The sequence below is a fragment of the Paraclostridium sp. genome, assembly GCF_051657365.1.
Lineage (GTDB): Bacteria > Bacillota > Clostridia > Peptostreptococcales > Peptostreptococcaceae > Paraclostridium.
Genome location: NZ_JBOFKN010000205.1, coordinates 63,055 through 83,948, shown reverse-complemented (window position 1 = coordinate 83,948; position 20,894 = coordinate 63,055). Strand labels below are relative to the sequence as shown.

Annotated in this window: 19 protein-coding genes, 1 pseudogene and 1 other annotated feature; of the genes and pseudogenes, 15 read left to right on the top strand and 5 right to left on the bottom strand. The window is 29.8% G+C overall.

The window, feature by feature from the left end:
• The first annotated feature begins 17 nt into the window (after positions 1–17).
• Positions 18–247 (top strand) — a binding site (T-box leader).
• A 58-nt stretch (positions 248–305) separates the two neighbouring features.
• Positions 306–2,969, top strand: coding sequence for a valine--tRNA ligase (locus ACRCYC_RS16015; RefSeq protein WP_438620102.1), 2,664 nt, complete (start codon positions 306–308; stop codon positions 2,967–2,969).
• A gap of 112 nt (positions 2,970–3,081) precedes the next feature.
• On the opposite strand, the gene ACRCYC_RS16010 is transcribed toward ACRCYC_RS16015, so the two are convergent.
• Positions 3,082–3,966, bottom strand: a complete 885-nt coding sequence (locus ACRCYC_RS16010) for a DMT family transporter (RefSeq protein WP_438620101.1) — start codon at positions 3,964–3,966, stop codon at positions 3,082–3,084.
• Positions 3,967–4,114: 148 nt separating this feature from the next.
• Here ACRCYC_RS16010 and ACRCYC_RS16005 point away from each other — a divergent pair, with 148 nt between their 5' ends.
• Both ACRCYC_RS16005 and ACRCYC_RS16000 read left to right on the top strand, forming a co-directional pair.
• Positions 4,115–4,738: a PH domain-containing protein gene (locus ACRCYC_RS16005; protein ID WP_438620100.1), complete on the top strand. Its 624-nt coding sequence runs from the start codon at positions 4,115–4,117 to the stop codon at positions 4,736–4,738.
• A 181-nt stretch (positions 4,739–4,919) separates the two neighbouring features.
• Positions 4,920–6,215 (top strand): bifunctional folylpolyglutamate synthase/dihydrofolate synthase, encoded by a 1,296-nt coding sequence (locus ACRCYC_RS16000; protein WP_438620099.1) that lies wholly within the window; start codon positions 4,920–4,922, stop codon positions 6,213–6,215.
• Positions 6,216–6,262: 47 nt separating this feature from the next.
• Here ACRCYC_RS16000 and ACRCYC_RS15995 read toward each other — a convergent pair whose 3' ends face one another.
• The gene (locus ACRCYC_RS15995) at positions 6,263–6,514 is read right to left on the bottom strand and encodes a TIGR03905 family TSCPD domain-containing protein (protein WP_438620098.1); all 252 of its coding nucleotides are present in this window, start codon (positions 6,512–6,514) and stop codon (positions 6,263–6,265) included.
• A 138-nt stretch (positions 6,515–6,652) separates the two neighbouring features.
• On the opposite strand from ACRCYC_RS15995, the gene ACRCYC_RS15990 reads away from it, so the two are divergent.
• Positions 6,653–7,519, top strand: coding sequence for a YncE family protein (locus ACRCYC_RS15990; protein ID WP_438620097.1), 867 nt, complete (start codon positions 6,653–6,655; stop codon positions 7,517–7,519).
• Position 7,520: 1 nt separating this feature from the next.
• Here ACRCYC_RS15990 and ACRCYC_RS15985 read toward each other — a convergent pair whose 3' ends face one another.
• The 3 genes from ACRCYC_RS15985 to ACRCYC_RS15975 all read right to left on the bottom strand — a co-directional run bounded on the left by ACRCYC_RS15985 (position 7,521) and on the right by ACRCYC_RS15975 (position 8,700).
• Positions 7,521–8,057, bottom strand: coding sequence for a DUF4364 family protein (locus ACRCYC_RS15985; RefSeq protein WP_438620096.1), 537 nt, complete (start codon positions 8,055–8,057; stop codon positions 7,521–7,523).
• Positions 8,058–8,231: 174 nt separating this feature from the next.
• Positions 8,232–8,429, bottom strand: a complete 198-nt coding sequence (locus tag ACRCYC_RS15980) for a small, acid-soluble spore protein, alpha/beta type (RefSeq protein ID WP_438620095.1) — start codon at positions 8,427–8,429, stop codon at positions 8,232–8,234.
• 106 nt (positions 8,430–8,535) lie between these two features.
• Positions 8,536–8,700, bottom strand: a complete 165-nt coding sequence (locus tag ACRCYC_RS15975; protein WP_438620094.1) for a hypothetical protein — start codon at positions 8,698–8,700, stop codon at positions 8,536–8,538.
• A 123-nt stretch (positions 8,701–8,823) separates the two neighbouring features.
• On the opposite strand from ACRCYC_RS15975, the gene ACRCYC_RS15970 reads away from it, so the two are divergent.
• The 11 genes and pseudogenes from ACRCYC_RS15970 to ACRCYC_RS15920 all read left to right on the top strand — a co-directional run bounded on the left by ACRCYC_RS15970 (position 8,824) and on the right by ACRCYC_RS15920 (position 20,881).
• Positions 8,824–9,588 (top strand): polysaccharide deacetylase family protein, encoded by a 765-nt coding sequence (locus tag ACRCYC_RS15970; protein WP_438620093.1) that lies wholly within the window; start codon positions 8,824–8,826, stop codon positions 9,586–9,588.
• A gap of 136 nt (positions 9,589–9,724) precedes the next feature.
• Entirely contained in the window at positions 9,725–11,488 is a 1,764-nt protein-coding gene (gene prdR / locus ACRCYC_RS15965; protein ID WP_438620092.1) for a sigma-54 dependent transcriptional regulator PrdR, read from the top strand.
• A gap of 332 nt (positions 11,489–11,820) precedes the next feature.
• Entirely contained in the window at positions 11,821–13,107 is a 1,287-nt protein-coding gene (prdC, locus tag ACRCYC_RS15960; RefSeq protein WP_438620091.1) for a proline reductase-associated electron transfer protein PrdC, read from the top strand.
• A gap of 18 nt (positions 13,108–13,125) precedes the next feature.
• The gene (prdA, locus tag ACRCYC_RS15955) at positions 13,126–14,979 is read left to right on the top strand and encodes a D-proline reductase (dithiol) proprotein PrdA (RefSeq protein ID WP_438620090.1); all 1,854 of its coding nucleotides are present in this window, start codon (positions 13,126–13,128) and stop codon (positions 14,977–14,979) included.
• 36 nt (positions 14,980–15,015) lie between these two features.
• The gene (locus tag ACRCYC_RS15950; RefSeq protein ID WP_438620089.1) at positions 15,016–15,285 is read left to right on the top strand and encodes a CBO2463/CBO2479 domain-containing protein; all 270 of its coding nucleotides are present in this window, start codon (positions 15,016–15,018) and stop codon (positions 15,283–15,285) included.
• 16 nt (positions 15,286–15,301) lie between these two features.
• Positions 15,302–16,027 (top strand): D-proline reductase (dithiol) protein PrdB, encoded by a 726-nt coding sequence (prdB, locus tag ACRCYC_RS15945; protein ID WP_438620088.1) that lies wholly within the window; start codon positions 15,302–15,304, stop codon positions 16,025–16,027.
• 58 nt (positions 16,028–16,085) lie between these two features.
• Positions 16,086–17,324 (top strand): annotated as a pseudogene (gene prdD, locus ACRCYC_RS15940) (proline reductase cluster protein PrdD).
• 28 nt (positions 17,325–17,352) lie between these two features.
• Positions 17,353–18,360 (top strand): proline racemase, encoded by a 1,008-nt coding sequence (locus ACRCYC_RS15935; protein ID WP_438620087.1) that lies wholly within the window; start codon positions 17,353–17,355, stop codon positions 18,358–18,360.
• A 110-nt stretch (positions 18,361–18,470) separates the two neighbouring features.
• The gene (locus ACRCYC_RS15930; RefSeq protein ID WP_438620086.1) at positions 18,471–19,343 is read left to right on the top strand and encodes a sulfite exporter TauE/SafE family protein; all 873 of its coding nucleotides are present in this window, start codon (positions 18,471–18,473) and stop codon (positions 19,341–19,343) included.
• Positions 19,344–19,534: 191 nt separating this feature from the next.
• Positions 19,535–20,170 (top strand): single-stranded DNA-binding protein, encoded by a 636-nt coding sequence (locus ACRCYC_RS15925; protein ID WP_438620085.1) that lies wholly within the window; start codon positions 19,535–19,537, stop codon positions 20,168–20,170.
• Between the two features lie 141 nt (positions 20,171–20,311).
• Positions 20,312–20,881, top strand: a complete 570-nt coding sequence (locus ACRCYC_RS15920) for a class I SAM-dependent methyltransferase (protein WP_438620084.1) — start codon at positions 20,312–20,314, stop codon at positions 20,879–20,881.
• Positions 20,882–20,894: the final 13 nt, after the last annotated feature.

Sequence of the window (20,894 nt, the reverse complement as noted above, 5' to 3'; positions counted from 1 at the left end):
ATAGATAATAAGAATATTTAAAAACTGAGAAAAAGAGGAGTATGCAAACTCAACTTACAGAGAGGAAAGTTCACCGGCTGAAAAACTTTCTAAGAAATGAATTGCAGAATGTAGCTTTGGAGTTTCTAAGCTGAAGTAGTAGTAGGCCTAGACGGTGAGAATCGTTAAATTTATTAAGTGTTATATATGAATTGATTTAAATTCATATATAAAATTAAGGTGGTAACGCGAGCTCTTCGTCCTTAAATGGATGGGGAGCTCTTTTTAATTTTCAAATATATAAAATACAAATAGGAGGAATCTATATGGAAAATACTAATTTACCAAAAACGTATAATCCGAAAGACTTTGAATCGAGATTATATTCAAAGTGGGAAGAAGAAGGATTATTTAAATCTAAGCCAGATCCAAATAAAAAGCCGTTTACAATAATGCTTCCCCCACCAAACATAACAGGCCAATTACACATGGGACACGCGCTTGACCATACATTACAAGATATACTTATAAGATGGAAGAGAATGGACGGGTATGAAGCTTTATGGCAACCAGGAACAGACCATGCTTCTATAGCAACAGAGGTTAAGGTTGTTGAAAGAATAAAAGAGCAAGAAGGAAAAACTAAGTACGAATTAGGAAGAGAAGAATTCTTAAATAGAGCTATGGACTGGAGAAATGAGTTTGGTAGAAAAATAGTAGACCAAATGAAACAGTTAGGAGATTCTTGTGACTGGGATAGAGAAAGATTCACAATGGATGAAGGATGTAATGAAGCAGTTACAGAGTTCTTTGTGAAACTATATGAAAAAGGTCAAATATACAAAGGAAACAGAATAATAAACTGGTGTCCAGATTGTAAAACTACATTATCTGATGCAGAAGTTGAGCATGAAGAGCATGATGGAAAGTTCTATCATATAAAATACCCAATAGCTGGTAGTGATGAGTTCCTAGAAATAGCTACAACTAGACCAGAAACAATGTTAGGAGATACAGGTATAGCTGTAAATCCAGAAGATGAGAGATATACTCATTTAGTAGGAAAGCATGCAATACTTCCTATGATAGATAGAGAACTTATAATAGTTGCTGATGATTATGTTGATTTAGATTTCGGGACTGGTGCAGTAAAAATGACTCCAGCTCATGACCCTAATGACTTTGAAGTAGGGCAAAGACATAATCTTGAAAAGATAAATGTAATGAATGAAGATGGAACTATGAACAAATTAGCTGGTAAGTACGAAGGTATGGACAGATATGAGTGTAGAAAACAACTTATAGCTGACTTAGATGAAGCTGGATACTTAATAGCTATAAAAGATCATAATCATAATGTAGGGTCTTGTTACAGATGTAAAACTGTAGTTGAGCCAAGATTATCAGACCAATGGTTCGTTAAGATGGATGAATTGGCAAAACCTGCTATAGATATATTAAAGAAACAAGATCTAGAATTTGTACCAGATAAATTTGAAAAAACTTACTTACAATGGTTAGATAATATAAGAGACTGGTGTATATCAAGACAGTTATGGTGGGGACATCAAATACCAGCTTACTACTGTCAAGATTGTGGAGAGGTAGTAGTTGCTAAGGAAATGCCAAAGCAATGTAAGTGTGGACATACTCACTTTAAGCAAGATGAAGATGTATTAGATACTTGGTTCTCTTCTGCATTATGGCCTTTCTCAACATTAGGATGGCCTAATAATACAGAAGAATTAAATTATTACTATCCAACAAGTGTACTTGTAACTGGATACGATATAATAACTTTCTGGGTATTAAGAATGGCAGTTGCAGGAATGTTCTGTATGGACGAAACTCCATTTAAACATGTATTAATACATGGGCTTGTTAGAGATGAAGAAGGTAGAAAAATGAGTAAATCTCTAGGAAACGGAATAGACCCATTAGAAGTTATAGATCAATACGGAGCAGATGCTTTAAGATTCATGTTAGCTACTGGAAACTCTCCAGGAAATGATATGAGATTCTATATGGAAAGAGTTGAATCATCTAGAAACTTTGCTAATAAATTATGGAATGCATCAAGATTTGTATTCATGAATATAGATGAAGATATAATGGATGGTGTAACTAGAGAATCAGTAGAAGCTAATATGACTTTAGCTGACAAGTGGATAATATCAAGAGCTAACAATGTTGTTAAAGAAGTTACTGATAACATGGATAAATTCGACTTAGGAATAGCAGCTCAAAAAATATATGACTTTGCTTGGTCAGAGTACTGTGACTGGTATATAGAAATAGTTAAGCCAAGATTATACTCTGATGATAAAGCTGCAAAGCAAACAGCATTATATACATTAACTTATGTATTAGAGAAAATATTAAAACTTCTTCATCCATATATGCCATTTATAACAGAAGAGATATATACTCACCTTCCAACAGTAGAAGGAAGTATAGTTGTAGCACAGTTCCCTCACTACAATGAGTCTGATAATATGGCTAAAGAAGAAGAAATGATGAACTTAACAATGGATGGTATAAGAAACATAAGAAATGTAAGAGCTGAAATGAATGTACCACCATCAAAGAAAGCTAAGGTTATAATAGTTCCAGCAGCTGAAAAGAAAGAAGCTATGGAAGAAGGATTAGATTACTTCGTAACATTAGCATCAGCATCAAATGTTGAAATAGTTGAAGATGAAACTAATATACCTGAAGATGCAGTAAGTGTTGTTATAGATGGAGTGAAAATATTTATACCTCTTGATGAATTAGTTGACTTTACTAAAGAATTAGAAAGATTGAATAAAGAAAAAGCTAAATTAGAAGGTGAGATAAAGAGAGTTAACGGAAAACTTTCTAATCAAGGTTTCTTAGCTAAAGCTCCAGAAAGCTTAGTAAATGAAGAAAAAGCTAAAAAAGAAAAATTTGAAGAAATGATTAAATCAGTTGTTGAAAGAATAGAAAATATAGAAGCTAAAATGAATTAGTAAAAAGGAGCTATCTCTTAGAGATTAGCTCCTTTTTGAATTGTGATAACTATTTAATATAAAAATTGGGATATCTCAAAATGAATTTCCACATTTGGAAACATCCTAATTTTTATATACATGATTTATCTAGCTTTTTATTGTACATAAACATATATAGTGCAGATGAGAAAATTATAATATATCCTATTATACTGAATACATCAGGGATTACATTGAACAATATAACACTTATTATTGCTGCAAATATTACGTTTGTATAGTTAAAAATAGATATTTCTTTAGCTGGAGCGTATTTGTATGCCCATGTTATGCCGAATTGTCCTATTGTTGCCGAAACACCTGATAATATTAAGTATATTAATTGTAGTATACTCATATGCTTATAAGTTTCTAGCATAAACGGAAATATTACTACTAACGAGAATAGTGAAAATATAAATACTATAGTTGCTCCTTGTTCTTTTTTACCTAAAGCTCTAAGGCATGTATAAGAAGAAGCTGCACATATGGCTCCTAGAACTCCTATTAAAGCAGGTACTATATCTAGGTTAAATTGAGGCCTAATTATGAATAGAGCGCCTATAAATGCAATTATTATAGAGATAATTTGGTTTATCTTTACTTTTTCTTTTAAAAATATAGCTGCAAGTATTATTGCGAAAAAAGAACTTAATTGATTTAACATATTTGCATCTGATAAAACTAATTTACTAATAGCATAGAAGTTAAATAAAACACCAAATGTACCAGTAGTGGCTCTTAAAAGTAGTAATCTTCTATTCTCCTTTTTTCCAAAAAACTTTTCTTTTTGTTTGTAAACCATGAAGAATGCAAATATAAATGAAACTGAATTTCTAAAAAATGTCTTTTGAAAAATTGGTAGATTACCTGACAGTTTAACAAATGTAGACATTAATGCAAATCCTAAAGCTGAAATTATTATAAATAATATTCCTTTTGATCTGTCGCTCATATTTTTACTTAATGTACTCATGTCTAATTCTCCCTATTGTTGAGTTTTAATATGGAAAATTTTATCATAACAAGTTAATTTGTTCAAATTTAAAATTAATTATATCTATTAATTATATACTGATAGTATATAATATAAATAAAGATTTTAATAAACAGGAGGGATAAATATGGCTGGAAATATATTTGGAAGAATGGCAGCAGATACATTAGGGTTATCAGATATAGGGAAGATAATATCGCCAAAGGATTTTGATAAAGTTGATGGTGATGATTACATAATGCATGAAGATGGAGAAAAAATATTTTTCGTTATAAAATCAAAGTCTGATGAGTATGTATTTACAAACAGAGGTCTTTTACATGTAGATGGGGCTAATGCTATAAGTAAGAAGAGAACTGTAAAAAGACATGAGTTTTATTATGAAAGAGTTCATTCAGTAACACTTGAAACAGCAGGAACTGTAGATTTAGATATAGAAATAAAGTTTAGTTTTGGAAATGAAGCATTTAGTATAGATGTAGATAAAAAACAATTAGAGCAATTGAAAGACTTATATAAAACTTTAGTTGAAATTGGAATGATACAAGGTAAGCACAATACTTCAATAGAAGATGGAACTAAGGGTCTTCAAATGGCAAATGATGCTATATCAAGATCTAAATTAGAAGGTAATGCTCTTAGTATAGTAAAAGAGATTACTAACTTTAATTTAGATTGGATGGAGTCTTTAAGATTAAATTATAGTAATAAAGATTTTACTGAGGTATTTGAAAAATATATAAATAATTAATAAAAAATAAAAATCACGCTTTAATTAAAGTGTGATTTTTATTTTTTATTGATGATAAAGTTTATATGGTCTATTATTAGATTTATAGTTTAAATAAAAGTATTTATAAAGGATTAATTAAGTATTTTGACGAAATTAATAAAATGAAAATACACTTAATTATGGATGATGGAGGAATAATATGAATTATAATGAAGCTTTAAAGTATATACATGAAAGTCATAAATTTGGAATAAGATTAGGGTTAGATAATATAAAAAAATTATTGGAATTACTAGATAATCCACAAGATAAATTGAAAATAATACATATAGCAGGAACTAACGGTAAAGGGTCTACATGTTCTTTTATATCGACAATATTAAAAGAAAGTGGATATAAAGTAGGATTATACACTTCTCCATTTTTAGAAACATTCACAGAAAGAATAAGAGTTAATGGAGATAATATACCTGAAGATGAAGTGGGAAATATTGTGAGTTTAATAAAAGAAAAAATAGAAGTAATGGTTAACGAAGGTTATTCATACCCTACAGAGTTTGAAATAGTAACAGCGATGGCATTTTATTATTTTTATAAGGAAAATGTAGACTTTGTAGCATTAGAAGTAGGTCTAGGCGGTAGATATGATGCTACTAATGTAATAGAAAAACCTATAGTAAGTGTAATAACTTCTATAAGTATGGATCATATAGGTGTATTAGGTGATACTCTAGGAAAAATAGCTTTTGAAAAAGGTGGGATTATAAAGGAAAATTGTACTACTATAGTATATCCACAAAAATATGAAGCTGGACAAGTTATAAAAAATATATGTAAGGAAAATAGATCTAAATACATAGAATGTAATTTCAATGATATAAATATAAAACAATCAAATATTAACTTACAAAGATATGATTGTATTATAAATAAGAAAGAATATAAAGATTTAGAAATAAAACTTATAGGAGAGCATCAAGTGAAAAATTCAGTTTTAGCACTTAATGTTATAGATTATATAAATGATAATTTAGGGTTAAATATATCTGAAGAATGCATAAGAAAAGGACTTGCACAAACTAGTTGGCCAGGCAGAATAGAAAAAATAAAAGAAAATCCTATGTTTATAATAGATGGAGCTCACAATGAAGAAGGTGCTGAATCTTTGGCTAAAGCTATGGATAAATATTTTAAAGATAAAAATAAAGTCCTTATAATAGGAATGCTTGAGGATAAAGACATAACTTCAGTATTGGATATATTAATACCTAGATTTAATAAAGTGATAACTACAACTCCAGATAATCCAAGATCAATAGATGCAGATAAACTTAAGAAAAAAATTGAAGAGTACAATATAGATGTAATTTCTAAACCTAAAATAAATGAAGCTGTTGAGTATACATTACAGAATACGGAAAAAGATGATGTTATAATAAGTGCTGGGTCTTTATATATGATAGGAAACGTAAGAAGCATAATAAAAAACTTATAAAAAAAGAGTTTGAAAATGAGATTAAAATCTCAAATTCAAACTTTTTTTTATTTAGACAATTGCTCACGTAAAGCTTTAGATAATTGATCTGGGCAAGATGTAGATTTTACACCACATGGTATTCCTTCTAACTTATCTGCTATTTCATTTGCAGGTCTTCCTTCTATTAAATGTTTAAGTCCTATTAAATTACCAGGACATCCTCCAACGAAGTCTACACTGGTAACTATATCATTATCGTCAATATCAAAAACTATTTCTTTACAACAAACTCCTGATGGTTTAACTGTTACTTTCATTTAAATAACCTCCCAAAATATACTAAGTCAATAATATCAAATAATATCGATATATTTCAAGTGTAAAAAACAGTAATAAGACAAGTATTTGAAGCAATATACTATGGTAGTATAATTTATTAGTAAGGAGGTTTTGTTTTGAAGCTATATACATCTAACTATTTATCACAAAGCATAAGCATAATTGATTATAAAACTTTCAAAGTGGAAAGTGAAATAAAGCTAGGACCGGATATATACCCTCATCATTTTTGTATAGAAAAAGAAAAAAACATAATGTATATACCTAGTTCATTTGATGGAGTTTTATATGTTTTAGATATGAAAAATGAAAAAATAATAGACTCGGTATCTATAGGCGGAAATCTTAGTCAAGTATTGCTTTGTAAACAAGAGTTATTTATAGCTAATGAAGATTCTAATAGCATATATGTATTAAATAAAAACACTTTAGAGCCTATTTGTGTAATCAGTGTTGACAATATGCCTCATGGATTTGCATTTGATATAAAATCGAATAAACTATATGTACCTTGTATAAATTCTATATTATGTATAGATAGTATAAGTAAAAATGTGGAAAATAAAATAGATATGAACTGCAAAGCATGGCATATAAAAATAGATAACAATAAAGATCATATATATATATCTACATTAGATGGAAAAATTATAGTTTTAGATAAACATGAATTGAAATTGATAAATGTTATTGAAGATTTATTAATACCTGTAGAACTTTGTATAAATTATGTAAAGGGATGTATATATATAGCTGACTTAGGATATAAAGCTATAAAAATATTAGATTATAATAGTCATGAAGAAGTAGGGTGTATAACTGTAAATGGAAATCCTCAAGGATTAGAACTATCAAAAGATAATAAGTACATATTTGTAACAGATACATATCACAATAGTGTAAAAGTATATGATACAAATAATAATGAACTTATCAATGAAATTAAGGTAGGAAAAGAGCCTACTACTATATTATTCGCGTAGGCTAGTTTTTACTTGAAATAAGCAAGTCTATTACTTCAGCATACATGTAAGATGCATTCTTTTTCCAATTATCACATATTAGTTTAGCTTGTTTTTCGGAAGATACGTTTAAATTTAAATCTATCAAGTTAGATTGGTTTTCAATAACTCTTAGATTTACGATAAATTCATTATCACTTTGCTTAACAAAACTAGATTTAACCTGAGTATCTGCTAATAAATTTTCTTTGTTTAATTTAATATATTCATCTAATTTTTCTGTCATCTGAACAGGGATTCTAGATAAAAAATATTCTAGAGTATCAATACCCTTTTTAGTTAGTGTATAATACTCCTTATTTGAATCTTCATATATTGTTAAGAAGTTAGCATCCATAAGTTGTGATAGAAATTGCTGCAATGAAAAATAATTCATTACTTCTGTCTCAAGTATAACTTGAGTAATTTGAGAATTAGTTAAATCCATATTTGTCTTTTCTAACACATATAAAATTAATAACTTATGGTAAGCTAATTCTTCAGATGAGTTTTCAAACATAATATCATCCTCCGTATAATGTTTCTATATAATTATATTAAACTAAAACATATAAAAATAAAAGTAGAATTTGATATTTACATAAATACATTTATATAATTTTACTATGTAATTATTTAAAAAGGCTACCTATAATAGGTAGCCTTCCTAAAACCTGGGTGTCTAATTTACTACTTACTTTCCAGACATTTGTCTTTCTGCCATTTCTACTAACTTTTTAGTCATGTAGCCACCTACATATCCATTTTGTCTAGCAGTTAAATTTCCTTTATCTACTGATTCGTAGTTTGATAAACCTAATTCGTTAGCTATTTCTAATTTCATTTGGTTTAATGCTGTTTTAGCTTCTGGAACGGCTTTTTTAGTTGACATAGTAAATTTCCTCCTTGAGTATTAGATGTCTTACAACTATGTTTAAAACATGGTTGTTGATATTAATTTAACCGATATGAAAATTTATATTCATGTTTTAAAAAAATTATTTAAATTTTTTATTTATTTTTATTTTTTTATCTTTTCTTATACCTTCTTGTATTCCATGAGCTTCTCTTAGATAATGGGTACTATTTAATTTTATGCTTCTTTGTTCGTTATCTTCAGCTTTTCCTTTTAAAACACCAAATTCACTTCTTAAGTTATTCAATATAAACACCACCTTTCTAATATTACAATTAATTTTCCCAAATAATAAATTTAATTTAATAGTAATTTTTTGAAAAAAATAAAAATAAACTTGTACTAGAGTATTTATCAATGGAGGGATTATATGAAAAAAAATTTAACTAGCATAAAATCATTCATATCTAGTCTTATATTTTTTGTATTTACGCTTACTTTTGTATTTGGTGTTGTTTATAGTGTTAAGTATATAGGATCAAATATGAAATCAGAAAAAATGCCAATAAATAAAGTTGAAACAAAAGAAAATAAAGTATCACTGACTTTTGATATAGCAGGAGGTACATCTAATATATACGATGTGTTAGATGTATTGGATAAGTATGAAGTAAAAGCTTCATTTTTTTTAGTTGGCAATTGGGTAGACAATAATGAGGAATTAGTAAAAGAAATAAGTAAAAGAGGGCATGACATAGGAAATCATTCAAATACACATGCTAATATGAAAGAACTAAGCGAAAAAGATTTAATAAATGAATTAAATATTACATCGGATAAAATAGAGGCTATAACAGGAGAAAAAACTACAATGTACAGACCTCCATTTGGAGAGTTTGATAAAGATAGTTTAGAAGTATGTGAAGAATTAGGATATAAATCTATTAATTGGGATGTAGATTCACTTGATTGGAAAGAAATAGGAGTTAATCATGTTGTAGATAATGTTTTGAAAAATACAAAATCAGGAACTATCGTTTTATTTCATGGGGATGTTAACTATAATGAACAGTATTTAGATATGATAATAAAAAAGTTAAAAGAAGAATATACATTAGTACCCTTATCGGATTTAATTTATAATGAAAGTTATGAAATAGATTCTAAGGGAACACAAAGACTTATAGTAAAATAAAAAAAGGATATTTCAAAATACTAGTTGATAGTTATTTTGAAATATCCTTTTTTATTTTGAATCAAATACTTAAGTATTTAATTAAATCTATATAGTATAATATACTTTATAAATAAGTATTAATCGGGAGGTTAGAATGTTTTCAGTACCAGAAACTAAGATAGTAAAAGATGTAATGAGTAAAAAATTTATAAGTGTAGATGAAAATATTACTCTAGGACAAGCTATAGATTTAATTATAAAACAAAATGAAAGAGAAGTTATGGTAGGTAATGGGGAAGGTGGTATTAAAGGTTTAGTATCATTGACAGATATATGTAATTTATCTACGAAATGTAAGGAATATAAAAATGAATTAGTAAAAAATATTATGACTAAAAATTTAATATGTATAGATACAAATGCTAAACTAGATGAATGTAGAAATATAATGATGAAAAACAATATAGGGGTTTTACCAGTATTAGAAAAAAATAAATTAGTTGGAGTAGTGAATCAAAAACATATAAGAGATTTTTTATATATGGAATTAGAAGACTATGGAATAACGGTAAAACATATTATAGGTGAGATAAAAGAAGGTATTTGTGCTATTAATACTGATGGGAAAGTAGTTCTATGGAACAAGTTTATGGAAAATAGATATGGAATAAAATCAGAGGATATAGTTGGGAAAAACATGGAAATGTATCTCAAGGGAACGGTATCGTCTAAAGTATTAAAAACTAAGATGAGGGAAAGTGGAATTTATAAAAGTGAAGATAGTGATGTTTTTGGGTTAGTAGATGCAAATCCTACATTTATAAATTCTGAATTCGTAGGAGTTGTTTGTACAGAAGTAGATATAACAGAAGCAAAACATTTATCTCAAAAACTAGATAAAGCAAATGATAGATTAAAATATCTAGAAGATGAAGTGAAAAACTTATCTAAAGGAAGTTTTGATAATATTTTAGGAAGAAGCTATAAGTTAGAAAGAGCAAAAGAAGTTGCTAAAAGAGTATCTAAGACAACGAGTAGTATATTTATATTTGGAGAAAGTGGAACAGGAAAAGAAGTTTTTGCTAGGGCTATACATGATTATAGTGAAAGAGAAGGACCTTTTATACCAGTAAACTGTAGCGCAATACCTTCGGAATTATTTGAAAGTGAATTTTTTGGATATGAAGCAGGAGCTTTTACAGGAGCTAACAAAAAAGGTAAAATGGGTATATTTGAAGTGGCTAAAAATGGGACTGTATTTTTAGATGAAATAGCAGATTTGCCTTTAAGTATGCAAGCAAAGCTACTTAGGGTATTACAAGAAAAAGAAGTAAGAAGAATTGGTGGAGAAAAGACTATAAAAATAGATGCAAGAATTATATCTGCAACAAATAAAAACTTACAGGATTTAGTTGAATCTAATAAATTTAGAGAAGATTTATATTATAGATTAAATGTAGTTGAAGTAGATTTGCCCCCATTAAGAGAAAGAAAAGAAGATATATTATTATTAATAGATAAGTTTATAAAAGAAATTTGTATCCAAAACAATAGAGAAAAGTTAAATATAACGAAAGAAGCTACTGATATATTACAAAGATATACTTGGAAAGGTAATATAAGAGAATTAAAAAATACTATAGAAAATATAGTTGTTTTATCAAGAGGTGATACCATAGAAAGAGATGATATTCCTGTATATATAGTAGAATCAAGTAAAAATAATAGTATAGATGAAGATTACCCACTAGATTTAAATAAAGCGATAAGCCAGTTGGAAGTGAAGACTATAAAGACGGCATTGAATATGGCTAATGGAAATAAAGCTAAAGCTTCTAAAATATTAAATATACCAAGAACTACTTTGTATTATAAAATTGAACAACATAAAATAGATGTGTCTAAAAACAGACAGTAGACGAAAAACTGACACAAATTGAATTTAAAATAAGAAACAAGCTATATAAGTAGGTGTGATAAAAATAACTAAAATTAACTTGTTTTAAAGTTTAAAAAGTGTCAGTAATTCGACTAATTAAAAAGGAAAACGTAATTTGTTGATGATTTTTGGTGAGAAATAGGTTAAAATGTATAGTAAGAAACAAAAATAATGCAAGAAAAATGTCGAAAGGTGTTATTTTATAAACAAATAAAAAAATATGTAATAAAAAAATAACTAAATTAAATAATTGGCATGTAAATTGCTTATAATAAAACAGTGTTAAATAAAATAGTCAGGGGGTGGAATCCATGATGCTTAAGATAGAATTAAGACAACATGTAGGTGCTCCATGTAAACCAATAGTTGAGGTCAGTAGCGAAGTTAAAAAAGGACAACTTATAGCTGAGCCTCAAGGATTAGGCGCTAATATACACTCGAGTGTTTATGGTAAAGTCGTTGAAATAACAGAAACTTCTATAATAATAGAAGCTGATGAAAATCAATCAGATGAGTATGTAAAGATAAAAGATACAGAAAATAACTTAGAAGCCATAAAAGAAGCAGGTATAGTTGGTGCAGGAGGAGCTGGTTTCCCTACACACATAAAACTGAATGTAGATCTTACAGGTGGTTGTATTATAGCAAATGCAGCTGAATGTGAACCAGTACTTGGACACAATGTAGAGCTTATGGAAAATAATCCAGAAATATTAATTAAGGGATTAAAGTATATGCTTGGAATAACTAAAGCTGATAAAGCTTATATAGCAGTAAAGCCTAAGTATAAAAAAGCTATAATAGCATTAGGAAAAGCTTGTAAAGATGAACCAAATATAGAAATTAAATATTTACCAGATATGTATCCAGCTGGTGATGAGAGAGTAATAATAAGAGAATTATTAGGAATAACTCTTGTTCCAGGACAACTTCCAATAGAAGCTAAAACTGTAGTTTCTAACGTTGAAACAATAAAACGTATAGTAGAAGCTATAGAAGAAAGAAAACCTTTTATAACTAAAGATGTAACTGTTGGAGGAAGAGTAGAGGGTGCAGAAAATCATGGCAAGGTATTTATGGATGTTCCAATAGGAATGCCTATAATAACATATATAGAAAAATGTGGTGGATTTATAAAACCATTTGGAGAAATAGTATTAGGAGGACCTTTCACTGGTAGACACGGTGAAGAGGAAAGCCCTGTCACTAAAACTCTAGGAGGAATATTAGTATCAATGCCACTACCACAAGAAACAAGAAAATTAGGAATAATAGCTTGTGAATGTGGAGCTCAAGAAGATAGATTAAAACAAATTGCATCTTTAATGGGAGCAGAAGTTGTAGCAGAAGAAAAATGTAAGAGAATGACTGAAGTAAATGGTAGATTCAGATGTGATTTGCCAGGAATATGCCCAGGTCAAGCTGAAAAAGTGCTTAAGTTAAAGAGTCAAGGAGCTGAGGCTGTATTAATAGGTAATTGCGAGGACTGAACAAACACAGTTATGCAAGTGGCGCCTAGGTTAGGAATGCCCGTATACCATAGTACAGACCATGTTTTAAGAGCTTCAGGACATAGATTATATAGAAGAAAAAAATAACGCTAGGAGGTATTAGAAATGTCAATAACTGTAGAAACAGCTAAGGCTCATGCAAAAGATCCAGCGGTATGCTGCTGTAGATTTGAAGCAGGAACTGTACTAGAACCATCAAATTTAGAAGATCCAGCAATATTTGCTGATTTAGAGGATTCAGGATTATTAACAATAGCAGATGATTGTTTAACAATAGAGCAAGTTTTAGGAGCTAAATTAACTAAAACTCTTGATGCTTTAACTCCAATAACATCTGATTGTGTAGAAGGTGTAGTTGTAGTTGAAGAAGCTAAAGAAGAAGTTAAAGTTGAAGAAGTTAAAGAAGTAGCACCAGTAGCACCAGCTAATGGACAAACTATAAAAATACACATAGGTGAAGGTAGAGACATAAACTTAGAAATACCTCTATCAGTAGCTCAAGGTATGGGTGTAGCACCAGTTGCTCCAGCTACACAAGAAATGGTAGAAGCTGTACAAGTTGTAGCTGAACCAGTTCAAGAAGCTAAAGCAATAAGAAGTTTAACTAAAAAACACTTCAAGATAGAAAACGTAGTTTTCGGTGAAGAGACTAAAATAGAAGGAACTACTTTATACTTAAGAACTCCAGAAGAGTTAACTAAAGAAGCTGTAGCTTCAGAAGAGTTAGTTGTTGATATGAAAGTTGAAATAATAACTCCAGCTGAATACAACAAATACAGTGAAACTATAATGGACGTTCAACCTATAGCTGCTAAAGAAGAAGGCGAATTAGGTGAAGGTATAACTAGAGTAATAGATGGCGTTATAATGATGGTAACTGGTACAGATGAAAATGGAGTTCAAATAGGTGAATTCGGTTCTTCAGAAGGTGTATTAGAAACTAACATAATGTGGGGAAGACCAGGTGCTCCTGATAAAGGTGAAATATTCATCAAAACTCAAGTAACAGTTAAAGAAGGAACTAACATGGAAAGACCAGGACCTTTAGCTGCTCACTGTGCATCTGATTATATAACTCAAGAAATAAGAGAAGCTTTAAAGAAAGCTGATGATTCTTTAGTAGTTGACACTGAAGAATTAACTCAATACAGAAGACCTGGAAAGAAAAAGGTTGTTGTAGTTAAAGAGATAATGGGACAAGGGGCAATGCATGATAACTTAATATTACCTGTAGAGCCAGTTGGAACATTAGGAGCTAAACCAAACGTTGACTTAGGAAACGTACCAGTTGTATTATCTCCAATAGAAGTATTAGATGGTGGAATACATGCATTAACTTGTATAGGGCCTGCATCTAAAGAAAACTCTAGACATTACTGGAGAGAGCCATTAGTAATAGAAGCTATGAATGATGAAGAAATAGATTTAGTAGGTGTTATATTTGTAGGATCACCTCAAGTAAATGCTGAGAAATTCTATGTATCTAAGAGATTAGGTATGATGATAGAAGCTATGGGTGTTGATGGTGCTATAGTAACAACTGAAGGATTTGGAAACAACCATATAGACTTTGCTTCTCACATAGAGCAAATAGGTAAAAGAGGCGTAGCTGTAGTAGGAGTAAGTTTCTCTGCTGTTCAAGGTGCTCTAGTTGTTGGTAACGAATACATGAAATACATGATAGACAACAACAAGTCTAAGCAAGGTATAGAAAATGAAGTATTATCAAATAATACATTATGCCCAGAAGATGCAATAAGATCTTTAGCAATGTTAAAAACAGTAATGGCTGGAGAAGAAGTTAAATCTGCTGAAAGAAAATGGAATGCTAACGTTAAATTAAATAACGTTGAATTAATAGAAAAAGAAACTGGTAAAAAAGTAGAACTTGTTAAAAATGAGCAAACTTTACCAATGAGTGAAAAAAGAAAGAATATATACGAAAAAGACGCTAAATAGTAAACGACGTCAACGGTTATGGAAGGATGAAGGAAAATGGATAGATTAAAATATATATCAACTGAAAGAATGTATGAAGGAGTAATAGTGGAGATAACTGACGGTGGAGTCACTATAGACTTAAAAGGCAGATTAGGCCAATTTAAAATACCGAAAAGAATGCTTATAACTGACTATGAACTTAAGCTTGGTCTTGAGGTTGGATTTATGTTAAGTTATCCAGAAGTATTAAGTCCAGAACCTAATCAAAAGTATGTTGACATAATAGAAAGAAATAAAAAAAATCAAGAAGAGTTAGATAAATAGAAGGGAGAGAAAAACTATGAGCCTTACAACAATAAAAGGACTTCAATCTGAAATATTTGTTCCAATAACACCTCCTCCAGTTTGGACTCCTGTAACTAAAGAACTTAAGGATATGACTATAGCTTTAGCTACAGCGTCAGGTGTACACTTAAAATCTGATAAAAGATTTAATTTAGCAGGTGACTTTACATTTAGAGAAATACCAGACACAGCTACTACTGATGAGATGATGGTATCTCACGGAGGATATGATAACGCTGATGTTAACAAAGATATAAACTGTATGTTCCCTATAGATAGATTACATGAATTAGCTAAAGCTGGATTTATAAAAGCTGTAGCACCAGTTCATATAGGATTTATGGGTGGTGGTGGAGACCAAACTAAGTTCACTGAAGAAACTGGTCCTGCAATAGCTCAAAGATTAAAAGATGAGGGAGTAGACGCTGTAGTTCTAACAGCTGGCTGAGGTACTTGCCATAGAACTGCCGTGATCGTGCAGAGAGCAATAGAAGAAGCTGGTATACCAACTATAATAATAGCAGCTCTTCCTCCAGTAGTTAGACAAAACGGAACTCCAAGAGCGGTTGCTCCATTAGTTCCAATGGGTGCTAACGCTGGTGAACCAAATAACATAGAAATGCAAACAAACATATTAAGAGATACTTTAGAGCAATTAATAGCAATACCATCTGCTGGTAAGATAATACAATTACCATACGAGTATGTAGCTCAAGTATAATAGATAATATAGCCCTTCTCTATTATTAGAGAAGGGCTTATATAAAAAGGTGATATAAATGGAAGAGAAAATAATTAGACGATTAGTTATTAAACCATTTCATATAAATAATGTTGAATTCAATGATAAAGTCTCGATAGAAAAAGGCACACTATCCATAAATAACAATTATATAAATGAAATTCTTCAAAAAGAAGAATTAATAACAGATATAAAAGTAGATATAATCAAACCAGGAGATTATAATAGAGAAATTAATACTATTATGGATGTAATACCAATATCAACTAAAGTATTAGGTGGACTGGGAGAAGGTATAACACATACTTTAACAGGTGTGTATGTTATGCTTACAGGAATAGATGAAGATGGTAGACAAATGCATGAATTTGGATCTTCTGAAGGATTACTTTCAGAACAAATGATATTTGGTAGAGCAGGAACTCCATCAACTAGTGATTATATAATACATGTTGATATAACAGTCAAAGGTGGATTGCCATATGAAAGAAAACTTCCAATGGCAGCTTTTAGAGCTTGTGATAAATTTATACAAAGCATAAGAAAAGTCTTGAAACAACAAGATGGAAGAGATGCTACTCAAATTCGTGAATATTTTGACAAAATAAGACCTGACTCTAAAAAAGTTGTTATAGTAAAACAAATAGCAGGACAAGGTGCTATGTATGACAATCAGATATTTTCTCAAGAGCCTAGTGGATTTGAGGGAGGTACATCTGTAATTGATATTAAAAATGTACCTATGATAATATCGCCTAATGAATATAGAGATGGCGCCTTGAGAGCTATGACTTAATGAGGTGAAAATATGGGAATAGGACCATCAACTAAAGAAACATCTTTGCATCATTTTAGAGATCCACTTTTAGATATTGTGGGCAATGATAGAGATGTAGACCTTTTAGGAATAGTAGTAGTAGGAACGCCACAAGATAATAAAGATAAAGAATTTGTTGGACAAAGAACAGCAGCATGGCTAGAAGCTATGAGAGCTGATGGTGTAATAGTATCATGTGATGGGTGGGGAAACTCTCACGTAGATTATGCTAATACTATTGAAGAAATTGGAAAAAGAGATATCCCGGTAGTTGGACTTACATTTAATGGAACTCAAGCTAAGTTTGTAGTTACCAATAGATATATGGATACAATAGTAGATTTTAACAAATCAGATAAGGGGATAGAAACTGAAGTTGTCGGCGAAAATACAGTAAATGAGCTAGATGCTAAAAAATCACTAGCTTTGCTTAAGTTAAAAATGAGAAATAAGAAATAAAACTATAAAATATATAGGGGGCTGTACAATGAAATTTTCAAGAAGTATAAATGCGATAGATTCTCATACAATGGGAGAACCAACAAGAATAGTAACTGGCGGAATTCCTAATATAAAAGGGAAAACAATGGCCGAAAAGAAAGCTTACTTAGAAGAAAATTTAGACTATGTAAGAACTGCTATAATGTTAGAACCAAGAGGACATAACGATATGTTCGGTTCTATAATAACTCAACCTTGCAATGAAGAAGCAGACTTTGGAATAATCTTCATGGACGGTGGAGGATACTTAAACATGTGTGGACACGGTTCAATAGGAGCTGTAACTGCTGCTATAGAAACTGGAATGGTAGAAATGCAAGAACCTATAACTCATGTTGTAATGGATACTCCAGCTGGTATAGTAAGAGCACAAGCTAAAGTTGAAAATGAAAGAGTTAAAGAAGTTTCGATAGTAAATGTACCAGCATTTTTATATAAGAGAGATGTTCAAATAGAAATGCCTGAAATAGGAACGGTTACTTTTGACATATCTTTTGGAGGAAGTTTCTTTGCTATAGTTAAAGCTAGTGAGTTAGGGTTAAAAGTTGAGCCAAAAAATGCTCAAAAATTAACTGAAATAGGCTTACAAATGAGAGATATAATAAATGAAACTATAGAAATAGAACATCCTGAATTATCTCATATAAAAACTGTAGACTTAGTTGAAATATATGATGAGCCAACTCATCCAGAAGCTAATTACAAAAATGTAGTTATATTTGGACAAGGTCAAGTTGATAGATCTCCATGTGGAACAGGAACAAGTGCAAAGCTTGCAACACTACATGCTAAAGGTGAATTAAAAGAAGGCGAATTATTCGTATATGAAAGTATATTAGGAACTTTATTTAAAGGTAGAATAGTAGGTACTGATAAAGTAGCTGATTATGAAAGTATAATACCTGAAATAACAGGAGCTGCATATATAACAGGATTTAATCAATTTGTTATAGATGAACAAGATCCAGTAAAATATGGATTTATATTAAAGTAGTATAATGCTAAAAATTAATTTATAATAAATATGATTAAATACTATATAGTATTTAATCATATTTATTGTGTAAGACATTTTTTATCAAAATCAATAGGAGGAATTATAGCATGATAAACGTAGTAAGAATACTATTAGCAGCTTTTGTGTCATTATTCAGTTTCAATTTTGTAAAAGATTTATCAAAAGCTAAAGCATCAAATGGGTTTGAAAATGTTCCTGCATGGAAACCTTTTACAACTGGATTTGTAACAGACTTTTTTGATACATTAGGAATTGGTTCATTTGCACCTACGGTAGCAATGATGAACGCATTAAAAATAAACATACCTGATAAATTAATACCTGGGACATTAAATGTATGTCACACAATCCCTGTTGTATTAGAAGCATTTATATTTACAACTGTTATCAAAGTAGATTCATTAACGTTAATAAGCTTATTAGCAGCTGCAGTTGCAGGATCTTACATAGGCGCTGGAATCATATCTAAGATGGATGAGAGAAAAATACAAATAATAATGGGGTTTGCATTAGCAGTAACAGCTGTATTAATGTTATTAGCTCAATTAGAATTAATGCCTGGTGGAGGAAATGCAACTGGATTAACAGGAGTTAAACTTATTATAGGTATAGTTGGAAACTTTATATTAGGTGCATTAATGACTGCTGGAGTTGGATTATATTCTCCATGTATGGCTATGGTTTACTTCTTAGGAATGTCTCCTGATGTAGCGTTCCCTATAATGATGGGATCTTGTGCTTTATTAATGCCAACAGCAAGTGTTAAATTTATAAAAGAAGGAACATATGCTAAGAAAACTTCTTTATTTATAACTATAGGTGGAGTTATAGGTGTAATTATAGCTGCATATTTTGTTAAATCAATGCCTATGGAGATATTAAGATGGGTAGTTATAGTTGTAATAGCATATACTTCAGTAACTATGTTAAAAAAAGCATTTACAGCTCGTAAAGCTTAAAGATTATAATTTAATAAAAATAAAAATATGCCGTATTTCGAAGATACGGCATATTTTTGTTTTTTGCTAAATTAAAAGTACCTTAACGTTTTAAATTTTATTAAAGATGTAATAAAAGTAAGTATTTATAAATATATTTATTATATAGATTCAAGATAAAATATGTAATTAACAAATGTGGGGGGAAGAATATGATAAATTTAAAAGAAGACACTAACATAGTAAATTTAAGAGGAGAACTTGGAGAGGAATTAACACTTAGTCATGAAATATTTGGAGAAAAATTTTATAGTGCGAAATTAAAGATACATAGATTAAGCGATACATATGATGTTTTACCGATAACTATATCGGAGAGATTATTACAAGAAGTAAATTTAAGCGAAAATAACTTAGTTGATGTTTCAGGTCAATTGAGATCATATAATAAAAATATAGATAATAGAAATAAGTTGGTATTAACTGTTTTTGTTAGAGAAATAAAAACAGTGGAAGAAGAAGCTAAAGATCCTAATAGTATTTTTTTAGATGGATATATATGCAAAGACCCTATATATAGAAAAACTCCTTTAGGAAGAGAAATAACAGACTTATTAGTAGCTATAAACAGACCATATAATAAATCTGATTATATACCATCTATAGTATGGGGAAGGAATGCTAAATTTGCGAAGAATTTAGAAGTAGGAGATAGAGTTCAGATGTGGGGAAGGGTACAGAGTAGAGACTATGAAAAGAAGCTTGAAGGTGGTAGTGCAGAGAAAAGAGTTGCTTATGAAGTTTCTATATCTAAGATAAAAAAACTAGATGAAAATAATATAAATTAAAAGTTATTTGAACTGGGAAAACCATATTAAAAAAAAATTTTTGAAATACTTTAAAATGGTTATTGAATAGTTGCTCGCGATTGATTATAATCTATTCTATGATGTAAAAAACACATACTGAAAAGTAGAAGGGGGAGCACTGTGAAAAGCGTAGTACAATGGAATTATGAATCTAATTATTTTACACAGGATACCGAAGAAGATATGTTAAGTATCACAAGGTATGACATAGGAGAAAGAATACTTTTGGTAGGAAATATAGGTACCCTAGGTAAGAAATTAAGGATGCTTGGCGTCCATGTTACTATACTTGAAGATAGTGCATACCATGACATATGCTATTCTTTAATACACAACGAAAATTGTAGTGTAGTTAAAGGATGTTTAGAATTGTTACCTTTTTCGGATCATTGTTTTGATAAAGTGATTGTATTAAATCAATTTAACTATACTAATAATCAGACTAAAGCTTTGAAAGAAATTTATAGAGTTTTAAACTCACATGGAGAAGTTATAATACAAGATCCTAACTTAGAGAAATTGAAAGTTAAGTTAAAATGTCTTAAACAAAGAGTATGTGGAGAGCGTATAAAATATTATTCTCCTAAAGAGATTATAGAAAAACTTTCGCATTCAAAATTTAAAGGGGTTTTAGAAAATATGAATAGCGAAAAGTACATTTATATAGGAAAAAAAATTATTGAAGACTAGGTTATGCCTAGTC

Bases quoted from the DNA above. Each gene is read 5' to 3' on its own strand.
- ACRCYC_RS15970 (WP_438620093.1), top strand. From the start codon at position 8,824: ATGAAAAAAAATTTAACTAGCATAAAATCATTCATATCTAGTCTTATA.
- ACRCYC_RS16010 (WP_438620101.1), bottom strand. From the start codon at position 3,966: ATGAGTACATTAAGTAAAAATATGAGCGACAGATCAAAAGGAATATTA.
- ACRCYC_RS15985 (WP_438620096.1), bottom strand. From the start codon at position 8,057: ATGTTTGAAAACTCATCTGAAGAATTAGCTTACCATAAGTTATTAATT.
- ACRCYC_RS16005 (WP_438620100.1), top strand. From the start codon at position 4,115: ATGGCTGGAAATATATTTGGAAGAATGGCAGCAGATACATTAGGGTTA.
- prdA (WP_438620090.1), top strand. From the start codon at position 13,126: ATGTCAATAACTGTAGAAACAGCTAAGGCTCATGCAAAAGATCCAGCG.
- ACRCYC_RS16015 (WP_438620102.1), top strand. From the start codon at position 306: ATGGAAAATACTAATTTACCAAAAACGTATAATCCGAAAGACTTTGAA.
- ACRCYC_RS15925 (WP_438620085.1), top strand. From the start codon at position 19,535: ATGATAAATTTAAAAGAAGACACTAACATAGTAAATTTAAGAGGAGAA.
- ACRCYC_RS15950 (WP_438620089.1), top strand. From the start codon at position 15,016: ATGGATAGATTAAAATATATATCAACTGAAAGAATGTATGAAGGAGTA.
- ACRCYC_RS15930 (WP_438620086.1), top strand. From the start codon at position 18,471: ATGATAAACGTAGTAAGAATACTATTAGCAGCTTTTGTGTCATTATTC.
- ACRCYC_RS15935 (WP_438620087.1), top strand. From the start codon at position 17,353: ATGAAATTTTCAAGAAGTATAAATGCGATAGATTCTCATACAATGGGA.
- ACRCYC_RS15980 (WP_438620095.1), bottom strand. From the start codon at position 8,429: ATGTCAACTAAAAAAGCCGTTCCAGAAGCTAAAACAGCATTAAACCAA.
- prdR (WP_438620092.1), top strand. From the start codon at position 9,725: ATGTTTTCAGTACCAGAAACTAAGATAGTAAAAGATGTAATGAGTAAA.
- ACRCYC_RS16000 (WP_438620099.1), top strand. From the start codon at position 4,920: ATGAATTATAATGAAGCTTTAAAGTATATACATGAAAGTCATAAATTT.
- ACRCYC_RS15995 (WP_438620098.1), bottom strand. From the start codon at position 6,514: ATGAAAGTAACAGTTAAACCATCAGGAGTTTGTTGTAAAGAAATAGTT.